8 protein-coding genes are annotated in these 13,774 nt (G+C 37.4%); 5 read left to right on the top strand and 3 right to left on the bottom strand.

From position 1 onward, the window contains the following. The 3 genes from ICG50_RS12730 to gldJ form a co-directional block, all read right to left on the bottom strand. Positions 1–1,526 (bottom strand): hypothetical protein (locus ICG50_RS12730; RefSeq protein ID WP_222940212.1); only part of this gene is annotated, 1,526 nt, incomplete at its 3' end. A gap of 372 nt (positions 1,527–1,898) precedes the next feature. Then, the gene (locus tag ICG50_RS12735; RefSeq protein WP_187661285.1) at positions 1,899–3,182 is read right to left on the bottom strand and encodes a UDP-N-acetylmuramoyl-tripeptide--D-alanyl-D-alanine ligase; all 1,284 of its coding nucleotides are present in this window, start codon (positions 3,180–3,182) and stop codon (positions 1,899–1,901) included. A gap of 68 nt (positions 3,183–3,250) precedes the next feature. Continuing rightward, complete coding sequence (gene gldJ / locus ICG50_RS12740) at positions 3,251–4,969, bottom strand: gliding motility lipoprotein GldJ (RefSeq protein WP_187661286.1); 1,719 nt, start codon at positions 4,967–4,969, stop codon at positions 3,251–3,253. Between the two features lie 205 nt (positions 4,970–5,174). On the opposite strand from gldJ, the gene porU reads away from it, so the two are divergent. The 5 genes from porU (at position 5,175) to ICG50_RS12765 (ending at position 13,668) form a co-directional block, all read left to right on the top strand. Beyond that, complete coding sequence (gene porU, locus ICG50_RS12745; protein ID WP_187661287.1) at positions 5,175–9,077, top strand: type IX secretion system sortase PorU; 3,903 nt, start codon at positions 5,175–5,177, stop codon at positions 9,075–9,077. A 38-nt stretch (positions 9,078–9,115) separates the two neighbouring features. Beyond that, entirely contained in the window at positions 9,116–10,315 is a 1,200-nt protein-coding gene (gene porV, locus ICG50_RS12750) for a type IX secretion system outer membrane channel protein PorV (protein WP_187661288.1), read from the top strand. An 89-nt stretch (positions 10,316–10,404) separates the two neighbouring features. Continuing rightward, positions 10,405–10,887, top strand: a complete 483-nt coding sequence (gene cdd, locus ICG50_RS12755) for a cytidine deaminase (protein WP_187661289.1) — start codon at positions 10,405–10,407, stop codon at positions 10,885–10,887. A 139-nt stretch (positions 10,888–11,026) separates the two neighbouring features. After that, the gene (gene pdhA, locus ICG50_RS12760; protein ID WP_171223397.1) at positions 11,027–12,028 is read left to right on the top strand and encodes a pyruvate dehydrogenase (acetyl-transferring) E1 component subunit alpha; all 1,002 of its coding nucleotides are present in this window, start codon (positions 11,027–11,029) and stop codon (positions 12,026–12,028) included. A gap of 2 nt (positions 12,029–12,030) precedes the next feature. Then, positions 12,031–13,668: a pyruvate dehydrogenase complex dihydrolipoamide acetyltransferase gene (locus ICG50_RS12765; protein ID WP_187661290.1), complete on the top strand. Its 1,638-nt coding sequence runs from the start codon at positions 12,031–12,033 to the stop codon at positions 13,666–13,668. Positions 13,669–13,774 lie beyond the last annotated feature (106 nt).

Here is a 13,774-nt window from a genome sequence, read left to right on the forward strand (position 1 = left end):
ATAGTTCCGTTTACAGACCAAGTATAAGTATCACAAGCCGTTGCTGTAGTCGTATTTGATGTGCTCGGCGTTATAGTCAAATTCAAAGTTTCAGTATGACATCCTACTACTGAAGTATAAGTTCCCGAAGCTGTATAAATAGTTCCGTTTACAGACCAAGTATAAGTATCACAAGCCGTTGCTGTAATCGTATTTGATGTGCTTGGCGTTATGGTTAATAATCCGCTATTTTGAGTTGTACCATTCCAGAAACCATTTGGAAAACCTCCGTATTGCCATCCTGTACACCCGGTTTGAGCATATCTAAAAGTATAGTAATATGTCCCCGAAGCAAGTGCACTATTAGTTGTAAATAGGTACTCATCATTATTTCCCACTTGAACATTGAAAGAAGCAGAAGACCAGTTTGTCCAAGTTGCCGGGTTAGTATTTGTTGTACTTAATCCAAACTCTACAGATATTCCCGGAGCTTGACCAGGAGCTTCAGTCAAACCAAGTTCGTAAACTTGTCCGTATGCGGTTAAAGTACTTCCTTCACAAATAGTTGCAGATGCAGGAAACTGAAGGTTAGCATAATCTAATGGATTATTGGTAATGGTCAAGTTTAAGGTTTCATTTACGACACAGCCACTTCCGTTTACTGAAGTGCCATTATACGACCCACTTGAAGTATATGTTAAACCTGTAACAGACCATAAATAACTATCACAAGCTGATTCGTTAGTGACATTTGTTAATGGAGTTGTTGGACCAGATATTGTAACTGGAACGGTAAGATCAGGACAACCGGCATTTGATATAACTACCGAATAAGTTCCAACTGCTAAACCTGTAATAGTAAAGGAGCCATTTACTAGAGTTGCATTTTGCGCTAAGCCTCCATCAATTGTATAAGTAATGGCCGGTACACTTGGCGTTAATGCAGACAAAGTAATTGTAGCAGTTCCATCAGTTCCTGCAAAACAAGTCACCGGTGTAGTAACCGCATTCCCTAATGTTGCGCAATCTGGTGTTGACGCATTTAAAAATAGAGATAAAGGACTAGCTTGAGTATATCCCAATGCTAATGATCCGGCAACTGGTGCTGTAGTTGTATAACTAGTAGCAGGAGTGGTTAACCCGAATGGATAACCATTTACAAGTGAATTTGTTTTTCCTGATGCTAATACATTTTGCAACCATAAATTAGCATTGCTACCTGTAGTCCAAGCAACAGTATTCGTTATCTTATATGTTCCAAGTGTTAATGTAGTTCCTTGTGCCATATCTACTCCATTTGCTCCTGACAAGGCTTGTAAACTAAGACGAATATGTCCTGCAGTAGCTACACCTGGTGTTGGAATAATCATAGCCGCCAATTCCGGACTCTTGGAATTAGGCACATATGCTGCGGAAATAGTACCACCATTTATGATTGCGGTATTAAAATTAATTCCTGCTTGATATCCTCCAAATCTTTGATTAGTGTTAGCTGTAATCGTTAAAGTAACATCTATCGTTCTATCGGTTGGGGCTGTTGCAGACATACTAATAGTGTATTGAGTTTGTGAAAAACCATTACAGGAAAACGCAACTAGAATGAGAACTAATATTTTCTTGATAAGAGTAATATTCTTCATATTTATATTATTTTAATTTATTAAATGTCTATTTGAATACAATTAATCTAAAGGTACTATTTAGATTGTATTTATCCAATATTATATCACATCAAGCAAAAGTAATCTTATATTTTTTTTTGTGTAAAAAAAGTATTTATAAATTACTGAATTTTAATAAGCTTCTAATCCAATTATAGCCTAATTTAAAATTATAATAAGACGCTATTAAATCATTTAAAAATACTAAGAACTATTAAAATATTATGGCACTCCAAAACAAAAAGTTCGAAAAAAATTTTAAATGTAATCCAAAGTTCGCTCTAAAGCCATTCCTCTAGAACCTTTAATTAATATTATTTGTTGATCCAATTTTAGGGAAGAAATATGCTTGGCAAAGTCTTCAAATGTGGGATAAAAATGTAAAAAATGACTGTCTTTGGCATTGGCAAAAAAATCTTTACCCACAAAATGACAATCAAAGGAAGCCACTTTATCCAAAAAATCAATAATAAATTTATGCTCTGTATGACTTTCATTTCCCAATTCATACATATCCCCTATAACTATAGTTTTATTGGATTTGTCTAATTGTATAAAATTTTCAAGGGCAACTTTCATACTACTTGGATTCGCATTATAAGCATCAAGTATAATTTCATTAGTTCCTTTAGTCAACAATTGAGACCTATTGTTTTCAGGTATATAACTCTCAATAGCCCCTTTAATTTCCGTCGGATTAACGCCAAAATAATGTCCAATAGTAATTGCAGCACTAATGTTATTGGCATTATACAACCCAATCAAATGCGAGACAATCTCAACACCCAAAGCTTTTATTTTTACAAAAGGATTGGCAACAATACTTTCAATAAAAACATCAGCACTTTTGTCAATTTGTCCAAAGGTATAGCGCTTAACATCTATAGTCTTACTATTTTGAATTTCATCATCTAAATTGACAAATACCAATTTGTCATTGCTTTTTAAATAGACATACATCTCACTCTTCCCTTTGATAACACCTTCTACACCGCCAAAACCTTCTAAGTGGGCTTTGCCAAAATTAGTAACAAAGCCAAAATCAGGTTGCGCAATCTCACACAAAAATTCAATCTCTTTTTGATGATTAGCGCCCATTTCAACGATGCCAATTTCTGTATCTTTTGTAAAAGACAATAACGTTAACGGCACACCGATATGATTGTTCAAATTACCAACTGTAGCAAGAGTTTTGAACTTTTTAGACAAAACCACTTTGATTAATTCTTTAGTAGTGGTTTTACCATTACTACCGGTCAAGGCAATGATAGGAAGTTTTAGAAAATTTCTGTGGTATTGCGCTAATTCTTGTAGTGATTTTAAACTGTCTTGAACCAATATTGTTCTGTGGTCAACATAAAAATTTTCGTTATCAATCATAACATAAGCAGCTCCTTTTTCCAGGGCTTCCTTGGCAAAAGTATTGGCATCAAATCGTTCTCCCTTTATGGCTACAAAAAAAGAATTAGGTTCAATTTTTCTAGTGTCTATAGAAATTTGAGAACACTTTAAAAATAAGTCATGAATCTGCTGAATGGTCATTGGCAATATATTAAAATAAAAAAGCCCTTAAAAATAGGGCTTTTTTGGTATTAATCATAAAACTAAAATTAGTTTCTAGGTCTTTTCTTTTTATCCGCTTTTGGACCAACTCTAGACATAGCACATCTGAATCCAATGTAGTCTGTAGCAATATCTTGCGGGAAGTATCTTCTTTGAGCAGGATCTAACCAATAAGCTCTATCTCTCCAAGAACCACCTTTATAAACTCTAACATCGTCGTTAACTAAAGTTGTTCTCTTGTTAGACTTGTCATATTTTTTAATCATATTTCCTAAACTATCCGTAGAAACATTATGTCTAGGAGAATCGTACATTCTTTGGTCATCTCTCAATTTTCCTTTTTCATCACCTTCTTCTGAGTTACCAAATTTGAAATATCTTGTAGATTGTTTATCACCATCACGATAATTTCTATTGTCAGATTTATCAAAGTTTTGTCTTAAATAAGTTTCTTTATCATCAACAGGAACTTGAGCAATCTGTCCTGGGAAGTTTCTTGATACAATTTTACCATTGGACAAAGTATCAAATTTTTGCGTTTCAGCAGTTACTAATTCTACTTTACCATCTTCCCCGATTTTGTTTTTCATATAAACATTACCTCTGTAGTAGTTGAAGTCATTAGCTTCATCATCAACAATAGGTCTATAAACATCGGCAACCCATTCTGCAACGTTACCTGCCATATCATACAAACCAAAGTCATTTGGAGGATACGATTTAACTTTGTTAGTGATATCGGCACCATCATCAGACCAACCTGCAAGTCCACCGTAATCACCTTTTCCTTGTTTGAAGTTAGCCAATTGATCACCTCTTACTTGTCTTTTACCAGAACGGGTATAAGTTCCAGACCAAGGATATTTCTTTTGCCCTTTATATGCGTTGTACTCTCTTTGACCTACGTCAGCAGCAGCGGCATATTCCCACTCAGCTTCGGTTGGAAGTCTGTATTCAGGTAAAATTAAACCTGATGTTCTTTGAGCGTAAACATTTTTTGGACTGTTTCCGGCTGTGTTAGTTGATCCGGCGGCGGCAGCTTTCGGAGCTTTACCAGATTTTTGTCCTTTTTGTAAAACTATGTTAGTATCACCACCCATGGCAGTTGAAGGAGACGCTAAGTAAGCTTCAGTACTGAAAACTTTATCGGCAGAAACATCTGTTACTTTAGCATCTTTTTTCAAGAAACGTTGCTCTTCAAGAATTTTTTCGTTTACACGATCAGTTCTCCAAATGGCAAACTCTGTAGCTTGAATCCAATTCACACCAACTACAGGATATTCAGCATAAGCCGGATGTCTCAAATAGTTATTGGTCATGGTTTCATTGTAACCTAGACGATTTCTCCAAACCAAAGTATCAGGAGAAGCACCTTCATAAATGTTTTTATAATTTTCTTGGTCCGGTGGGAAAACAGTTTTTAACCAATTTAAGTACTCCATGTACATCATATTGGTTACTTCTGTTTCATCCATATAGAATGACATTACGTGTTGCTGATTTGGAGTGTTGTTCCAATCGTGCATAACATCATCCTGAACTTTACCCATGGTAAATGTTCCACCCTCAACCATAACTAAACCAGGACCTGTTGCTTGCTTTTTAAATTTTGAAGCATACTGAAAACCTCCTTTTTTATCGTTGATTTTCCATCCGGTAGCTTTGGAACCACCTTTTGAATCGGATTTTTTACTACAACTAGTAAAACCAATCATTATCACTAATGACAGCAATAATTTTACAGCAATAATTTTGTTTACTTTCATATTTTTAGTAGGTAAAAATTTAGAGCCGCAATATAGGAATTAACCATTAAATTGCAACATCTTTTTTAAATTAATACTAAACCCGCCATTCTTGACGCATTTCATATACAACGCAAAAATAATAGTTTTATTGTATTTTGAACTAAAAAAAATATTTTTTTCCTTTTTTATACTATTTTGTTGAAATTTGCGTTTATTCTATACTATGAAAAAGATTATTACCGTTTTATTGCTATTTGTTACCTTCATAGGTATTTCTCAAGAGCAAGGAAACATCACTTTGAATTGGACTGAAAAAAAAGTGTTCTTTCAAGGTGACTATTCCTTCAATATTCCTCAATTCAACACTGAAAATTATCAGTTTGACAGTTACACAAAAACCATAAAACACCTGTTAACCTTTAATTTAACAAGTGATATTGCTGAAAACGGCATTCAAATCACTAACCAAGTTTTTGAACCAATAGCAGAAAGTCAACTAGGAGATATAGACCCAAAAAACATTCCTTCTACTTTTCAATATTCTTTTAAAACCAATGTTGCCCGCGACCAATTTTATGGTCAATTATCAGTTTCTCCCATAATTAAGGAAGGTAATTTATTTAAAAAACTGACTTCTTTTAGTTACTTAGTCCAACAAAACCAAGCCAATCGTACCACAAACACTTTTAACAATGTAGAAGCCATTCAAAATTCCGTTTTAAGTTCAGGGAATTGGTATCGCTTTTACATCAAAAAATCAGGCATTTATAAAATAAGCAAGAGTTTCCTTCAAAGTTTAGGCTTGGACACTAATGTTGATCCAAGAAAAATTAAAATATTCGGCAGTGGTGGAAAAATGTTGCCTCTATTAAATTCTGTCGCTTATCCAATGGATTTGGAGGAAAATGCCATTCAGTTTATAGGAGAAAATGATGGGGTTTTTGACAGTCAGGATTACATTCTTTTCTATGCAGACGGATTAGACAATTGGAATGATGACTACAAAACCAATCTAAACATCTATACTGAAAAGGCTTTTTATTATGTTACAACAACCGGTGGAACTGGCAAGCGAATTACTGAGATGACTCAACCTTCCGGCACTGCCAATACTACCATTTCAACATTTGATGACTATCAGTTTTACGAAACGGAAAAAGTAAATTACACCCGTTTGGGCAGACTATGGTTTGGAGAAGATTTCAATTTTAATACCATACAAGAATTTGATTTCAACTTTCCAAATTTAGTCACCACCGCCCCAATGCAAATAGCCGTACACGCTGGTTCATCTGCTTTTACCCCAACCAGCTTTAAAGTCGAAGCCAATACACAATTGGTCGGAAACATCAATTTGGGAGCACTAAATGCACTGAGTAGCGCAAAAATCTTAGAAGGAATAGTAACCAACAATATAAACATTACCTCAGAAGATGTAACCATCAAAATTACTTATGACAATGGCAGCGTACCAAGTTCAAAAGGATATTTAGACTTCATCAACATCAAAGCCAAAAGAAACCTTCAAGGTTACGGAAAACAATTTAGATTTCAATTTGACCAAGCCAACGCTTTGTCTGGAATTGGAGAATACCAAATTTCGAATGCAGCCGGAATAAGTCAAATTTGGGATATAACCGACATTTATAATGTAACCAAAGTGGAAAACGCCAATGCCGGTTCGTTTTCTTTCAAAACCGATTTAGGAGAAATCAGAAAATATATCGCTATAGACAATAGTGATTTTTACGTTCCTTCTAAAGAATCCAAAGCCAAAGTCGACAATCAAAATCTGAAAGGAACTATATTCAATAATGCTCAAGGACAATTTGAGGATGTTGATTATTTAATTATAACGCCTAAAGATTTAAATACACAAGCAGAGAAACTAGCCAATTTTCATAGAAATTATTCCAATTTAACCGTTAAAGTGGTAAACCTAGATAACATTTACCACGAATTCTCCTCGGGGAAACAAGATGTAGCCGCCATCAGAAACTTTGTTAAATATGTATATGAAAATGCTTCTTCCACTGACAATCGCATAAAATACCTCAATCTTTTTGGCGATGGGTCTTATGATTTTAAAGATCGAATTCCAAATAACACGAACATTGTTCCTACCTACCAAAGCTTAAATAGTTTTACTGAATCAGAATCTTCTTTTACCGCTGATGATTTCTTCGGATTGATGTCACCCAATGAAGGCCGAATGGATTTTGGTATCTTCCCTTTGAACGGACAAATGAATATCATTCCTAATTACGGTGGTCTTGATATTGCCGTAGGACGAATGATTGTCAGTTCTCCGCAACAAGCTGACGAAATGGTAAACAAAGTCATCGAGTATCATGACATAAAATCCTATGGCAGCTGGAGAAATAATTATGTAGCTATAGGCGATGACCCAAATTTAGACCAATCAGGAGACAGACAATTACAGTTCTACCAAAACAGATTGGCCGACAGAATTGCCCTTGAAAAACCTTTTATCAATCCTAAAAAAATTCTTTTAGACGCTTATGTTCAAGAAACCTCTGCCGGAGGAAAACGATACCCAAAAGCCCGCGAGGAACTTTTTGCCGCCTTTGAAAAAGGCGCTTTGGTCTTTAATTATTTAGGGCATGGTGGCGAAGACGGCTTGTCAGAAGAACGCATTTGGGAAAAATCAGACGGTCAAAATTTATCCAATCGGTACAAATATCCTTTATTCATTACCATTACCTGTGATTTTTCCAGGTTTGACAACCCATACCGACCTACCGCCGGTGAATACACCTTTTGGAATCCAAAAGGAGGCGCCATTTCGATGATCACCACAGTTCGTTCTATTGGTCAAACCACAGCACAATATTTTAATGATGTTCTGGCACAATATTTATTTGCCTACAACAGTAACGAATACCCTTCAATTGCTGAAGCCTTACGCAGAGCTAAAAACACCGGTCCTAATTCGGCCACAAACATAGTATTCTATTTGGGCGATCCGGCTTTAATGTTGGCCATTGCCAAACCAAAAATAGTCTTAACCAAAGTTAATGATATGCCAATTACAGGTCCGATTGATGACTTCAAATCCCTAGCTTATGTTAAATTATCCGGACAAGTTTTAGACGAAAATGATAATGTATTACCAACCTACAACGGAGAATTAGCGGTAAATATTTTCGACAAAAACATTATTGTAAACACCTTGCGAAATGACAATACCGATGCCATGATTAACGCCTCAGGAGCAACGGCACCAACAATGGCTTTTACTGCTTTAGGCCAAACCATTTTCAGAGGAAATGCTTCAGTAAACAATGGCCAATTTGAATTCGGGTTTGTAGTACCTAGAGACATCAGAATACCGGTTGACAACGGAAGAATTAGTTTTTACGCAAAACGAAATCAGGTGCTATTGGATAAAACCGGATTCAATACCGATATTAAAATAGGCGGCATTAATACCAATGCAGTTGCCGACAATACCGGCCCAACAGTGAGACTGTACATGAATGACGAAACCTTTGTTAATGGTGGGATCACTAACGAATCACCATTTTTGTTGGCCTTACTTGAAGATGAACACGGCATCAATACCGCCAGTGGAATTGGCCATGACATTGTAGGCATTCTTGACGGAGACGAAAGCAAACCGTACATCATGAATGATTATTATGAAACGGAATTAGACGATTACACGAAAGGAAGAGTATATTTCCCTTTTCGAAATTTAGCTGTTGGATTACACACCCTAATTTTCAAAGCTTGGGACGTATATAACAACCCAATAACTGCTGAAATTCAATTCGTAGTTGTTGGTGACGAAAGCATAGCACTCGACCATGTTCTAAATTATCCAAATCCATTTGTGAGTTACACCGAATTTTGGTTTTCACACAACAGGCCGTTTGAACCCTTAGACGTACAGGTACAAGTGATGACCATTACCGGCAAAATTGTTTGGTCCAAAAACCAAACGGTTACTACCGACGGTTTTCTTTGCAGAGAAATAACTTGGGACGGAAAAGATGATTTTGGTGACCGAATCGGAAAAGGAGTTTATGTCTATAAATTGACTGTAAAATCCACTTTATCGAATAAAAAAGCAGAAAAAATAGAAAAACTTGTAATCCTTTAGGAAAATACTATATTTGTTAACTTTTATTAAAATTGAAAATGAAAAAAATTGCCATCCTCTTTATATTATTTACCACAATACCCTCTATAAAAGCCCAGCAAGATAGTCGAGTAATTACAACAGGAGTTCCATTTCTATTAGTGGCAGCCGATGCGCGTGCCGCAGGTTTGGCAGACCAAGGAGTCGCCACTTCTGCCGATGCTTTTTCACAACAGTGGAATCCGGCCAAATATGCTTTTGCAACAGATGCTCAAGGGTTTACAGCAAGCTACACTCCTTATTTAACAGATTTGGTAAACGACATTTCGTTAGGCCAAGCTAACTATTATAAAAGATTCGGAGATGATGGCAGAAGTGCTTTTGCAGTAAGTTTACGCTACTTCGGATTAGGGGAAATCGAGTTCAGAAGAGAAGCAGAAGATGTTCCCGTGATTGTGAAACCAAACGAATTAGCCCTTGACGGTTCCTATGCCTTGAAACTAAGTGAAAAATTCTCAATGGCAGTAGCCGGACGATACATTCGTTCTCAATTAAGATTTCCAACAGAATCGGGCGGTGATGCGAAACCAGCCAGTACTTTTGCAGTAGATATTGCCGGTTTTTACCAAGGGGAAGAAACCGCATTAGCCGACTTTAACGGACGATTAAGATTAGGTTTCAACTTTCAAAACTTAGGTCCAAAAATCAATTATGATGCCGGTGCTTCTGATGACGATAGCGCCAACTTCCTTCCGGCCAATATGAGGTTAGGTGGTGGTTATGATTTTATTTTTGATGAATATAATAAAGTATCGGTAAGTGTAGAATTAGCTAAACTATTAGTACCAACACCACAAAGCGCCGACCTAGACGGCGACGGATTAGTAACATCACCTGAAGAAATAGCCTTAAGAGATGAAAACAATGCTGCATACAATAAAGTAAACTGGGTTTCAGGGATCTTTAAATCATTTGGCGATGCGCCTGGTGGTTTTAGTGAAGAACTACAAGAGTTTACTTATTCTGTAGGAGCTGAATATGTATACCAAGATGCATTTGCCATGCGTTTGGGTTACTTCAACGAAAGCCCGGAAAAAGGAGCCAGAAAATTTTTCTCCTTGGGTGCCGGATTTAAATATAATGTAGTAAAAGTAGATGTATCTTATTTGTTCTCTGCTTCAAAAGTAAAAAACCCATTAGAAAATACGCTTCGTTTCTCCTTAACGTTTAACTTTGGTGATAAATACGAAGAATATTAATAGATAGAAAATTATAAAAATAACATCCAAATTTCTCTTTTGAAATTTGGATTTTTTTTCCTCAATAACGAAATAATTATGCCATTCGAATGCAACAAATAAATATCAACACCTCGTTCACCGTTTTCCAATCTAAAGCAGAATTACCACAAGAAGTACAATCTTTAATGGAACAAGCCATTGAAATCAGAAAGAAAGCCTATGCGCCTTATTCCAAATTCAGAGTGGGTGCTGCATTACTCTTAGACAATGGAAAAGTGGTTTTAGGCTCCAATCAGGAAAACGCTGCTTATCCTTCAGGGCTTTGTGCCGAAAGGGTTGCTATCTTTCAAAGTGGAGCTATTTATCCGGAGGCCAAGATTGTAAAACTAGCTGTTACTGCGGCATCTGATACAAATGAAACTAAGTCGCCTATTCCTCCTTGCGGTGCCTGTCGCCAATCAATTTCTGAATACGAATTCAAACAGGACTCCCCTATTGAAATCTATTTTATGGGAGAAAGTGGAGAAGTTTACAAATCAGATTCGATTAAAAATTTATTACCACTGAGTTTCGACAAAAACTTCTTGTAATAGGCAAAAATTACTGCTTTTAAATTTTACTTCTTACGGGGAATGTTTTACTTTTGCCTTTCGCAAATTTGTGTGTGAGTGAACTATTTTGCGTTGAATCATATTTAGAACTTAATAACGCTTTAGCAAAAAGTAACAAATGAAAGAAGTAACAAGAGAAGTTTATTTAAAATGGTATGAAGACATGCTGTTTTGGAGAAAGTTTGAAGACAAACTTGCCGCACTCTATATTCAACAAAAAGTCAGAGGATTTCTTCACTTATATAATGGTCAGGAAGCCGTTTTAGCGGGTGCTTTACACGTAATGAACTTAGGCGGAAAAGACAAAATGATTACAGCCTATCGTAATCACGTTCAACCAATCGGAATGGGTGTTGACCCAAGAAAAGTAATGGCTGAACTTTTAGGAAAAGTAACAGGAACTTCCAAAGGTATGGGTGGTTCAATGCACATCTTTTCTAAAGAGCACGGATTTTATGGCGGCCATGGTATCGTAGGAGCACAAATTCCTGTGGGTGCCGGTATGGCTTTCGCCGATAAATATTTTGAAACCGGCGGGGTTACCCTAACCTATTTTGGGGATGGCGCAGCCCGTCAAGGTTCGCTTCACGAAGCTTTCAATATGGCCATGTTATGGAAATTACCTGTAGTATTCATTTGTGAAAACAATGGCTATGCGATGGGAACTTCTGTAGAAAGAACCGCTAATCATACCGATATTTGGAAACTAGGTTTAGGATACGAAATGCCTTGCGGACCTGTGGATGGAATGAATCCAGTGAAAGTAGCTGAAGCGATGCACGAAGCCATGGAAAGAGCGCGTCGCGGAGATGGACCAACTTTCTTAGAAATGAAAACATACCGCTACAGAGGGCACTCTATGTCGGATGCCCAATTATACCGCTCAAAAGAAGAAGTGGAAGAATACAAAAAAATTGACCCAATTACCCAAGTATTGGATGTCATCAAAGAGAAAAAGTACGCCACAGATGCAGAAATTGAAGTGATAGACGAAAGAGTGAAAGATTTAGTAGAAGAGTGTGCCACATTCGCCGAAGAATCTCCTTTCCCTGAAGCACAACAATTATACGATGTGGTTTACGAACAAGAAAATTATCCTTTCATCCCTCACAGACTATAATTATGGCAACAAAAATCACTATGCCGCGTTTGAGCGACACGATGACAGAAGGAACTGTTGCTACTTGGTTGAAAAAAGTAGGTGACACAGTTAAAGAAGGCGATATTTTAGCAGAAATTGAAACCGATAAAGCAACCATGGAGTTTGAATCTTTCAACGCCGGTACTTTATTATATATAGGAATTAAAGAAGGTGAAACCGCTGCAGTAGATTCTCTTTTGGCCATCATTGGCAAAGAAGGAGAAGATATTTCAGGATTAATTTCAGGAACCGCTACTGCTGATGAACCAAAAGCTGAAGCAACTCCTACTCCAAGTCAAGAACCAACTTCACAACCAACAACCGACAACAGCCAACCAACAACTTTACCAAAAGGAGTTGTTGTTGTAACCATGCCGCGTTTGAGCGACACGATGACAGAAGGAACGGTAGCGACTTGGTTGAAAAAAGTAGGTGACGAAGTTAAAGAAGGCGACATTTTAGCCGAAATCGAAACCGATAAAGCTACTATGGAATTCGAATCTTTCAACGCCGGTACTTTATTATTCATCGGAATTAATGAAGGACAATCGGCACCGGTGGATAGCGTTTTAGCCATCATCGGTCCGGCAGGAACAGACATTAGCGGCATAGCCGAAAATTATAAAAAAGGTGGTGTTGCACCAGCGGCTACTACGGTAGCAACTGAACAAGTTTCAACAGCCTCACCTGTAGCTGAAGCAACTCAAACAGCGGATGGCGGAAGAATTTTTGCTTCCCCATTAGCCAAACAAATTGCTAAGGACAAAGGTATCAACTTGTCTCAAGTAAAAGGTTCAGGTGAAAACGGCCGTATAACCAAAAGTGATGTGGAGAATTTTACGCCTTCAGCGGCTGCACAAACCGCTCCGGCTGTTGCACCAAGCACCCCACAAGCTGCTCCTGCTCCTACAGTAAAACCATTTGTTCCGGCCGGCGAGAAATTCAGCGAAGAAATCAAAAACTCGCAAATGCGTAAAACCATAGCGCGTCGCTTGGCAGAATCTAAATTTACTGCACCACACTACTACTTAACCATAGAAGTAGCGATGGATGAAGCGATGAAATCTCGCGCCGTTATCAATACCGTTCCGGATACGAAAGTATCATTTAATGATATGGTAGTAAAAGCTTGTGCTATGGCGCTTAAAAAGCATCCACAAGTGAATTCACAATGGAGAGAAGATGCGATGATTATCAACCACCATGTTAATATTGGTGTTGCTGTTGCCGTTGAAGACGGTCTGGTAGTGCCGGTATTGAACTTTACCGACCAAATGAGCCTGACTCAAATTGGTGCAGGCGTAAGAGATTTAGCCGGCAAAGCCAAAAACAAAAAACTAACTCCCGCCGAAATGGACGGTAGCACATTTACAGTTTCCAACTTAGGCATGTTCGGCATCCAATCATTCACATCCATCATCAACCAACCGAATTCTGCCATCCTATCAGTAGGAGCGATAGAAGAAAAACCGGTAGTAAGAAACGGTCAGATTGTTGTTGGAAATACAATGACGCTAACATTAGCTTGTGATCACAGAACTGTTGACGGAGCTACAGGAGCACAATTCTTGCAAACGCTGAGAATCTTCTTGGAGAATCCGGTTACTATGTTGGCATAACAACAAAAAGTTCCTTATAACGAATAAAACCCGCTCAATTGAGTGGGTTTTTTATTGGGGCGTGCCCCTTCGGGTCGGGCTGTCCGGGTTACACGGTAACCTCTCC

The organism is Flavobacterium buctense (genome assembly GCF_014486695.1).
Classification (GTDB): domain Bacteria; phylum Bacteroidota; class Bacteroidia; order Flavobacteriales; family Flavobacteriaceae; genus Flavobacterium; species Flavobacterium buctense.